1 pseudogene is annotated in these 1,089 nt (G+C 44.5%); it reads left to right on the top strand.

The features are described 5' to 3' along the window. A pseudogene (locus tag I8U18_RS17565) lies at window positions 1-966 on the top strand (IS1182 family transposase); the annotation flags it as partial. Window positions 967-1,089: the final 123 nt, after the last annotated feature.

Genomic DNA, 1,089 nt, shown 5'->3' with positions numbered 1-1,089 from the left:
AATCGTCATTCAGGCGATTCAACACGGATTTATTGAAGGGAAACAATTGTTCAGCGATTCCACCTTCTTAAAAGCAAACGCCAGTAAAAGTAAGTTCAAGAAACAAAAGGTGACGGTTACCCCAAAAAGCTACATGGAAGAGCTAGAGAAAGCCATCGACAAAGACCGGATTCAGCACAGAAAAGATCCGTTTAAAAAAAACAAGTAAAATTGGAAGAAAAAGAAATCCGGATCAGCACAACCGATCCGGACAGCGGGTACATGGTTCGTGACGGAAAACCGGAGGGCTTCTTTTACCTGGATCACCGAACAGTAGATGGAAAATACAATTTCATCACGGATGTTTTCGTTACACCCGGAAACGTTCATGACTCCATCCCGTACTTGGAACGTTTGGATCGACAGATTAACCGGTTCGACTTCCTCGTCGAGGAAGTCGCATTAGACGCTGGTTATCTCACTATGCCCATCTGTCAGGAACTGATGAAACGGAACATTTTTACAGTGATTGCTCATCGACGTTTCCGACCGAAGAAAGGCCTTTTTCATAAATGGCAATTTAAGTACATACCTGAAAAAGATGTATATCTTTGCCCCGCCAAGCATGAACTCCGCTATTCGACTACAAATCGCTCAGGATACCGCGAATACAAGTCAAACCCAAATGTGTGCCAGAACTGTCCGTTCCTCTCCCGTTGTACTCACTCCAAAACCCATCAAAAGGTCGTGACTCGCCATGTGTGGGAAAACGCAAAGGAGTGGGTTCGAAAAAACCGTTTAAGTGAAAGAGGAAAACAACTATACAAACGACGTGGCGAAACCATTGAGCGCAGCTTCGCTGACGCGAAAGAACTTCATGGTCTTCGCTATTCCCGTTACAGGGGGCTTGCCAAAGTTAGGGAGCAATGCCTCCTGACTGCCGTGGCTCAAAACGTTAAAAAAATGGCCTTACTCCTCTCAAAGAGAGGAAAAGGCTCTGTGTTATGGTTTTACTGCATATTAAATTTCCTTTATCTGTTTATTCCCCTGAAATATACAACCCCTAGCCCTTTTCTCATGAAAAGAGCCAGGGGTTTGTCATCAGCCTCA

The organism is Thermoactinomyces sp. CICC 10522, assembly GCF_016055075.1.
Lineage (GTDB): Bacteria > Bacillota > Bacilli > Thermoactinomycetales > Thermoactinomycetaceae > Thermoactinomyces_A > Thermoactinomyces_A daqus.
This window is presented reverse-complemented; position numbering and strand designations above follow the sequence as displayed.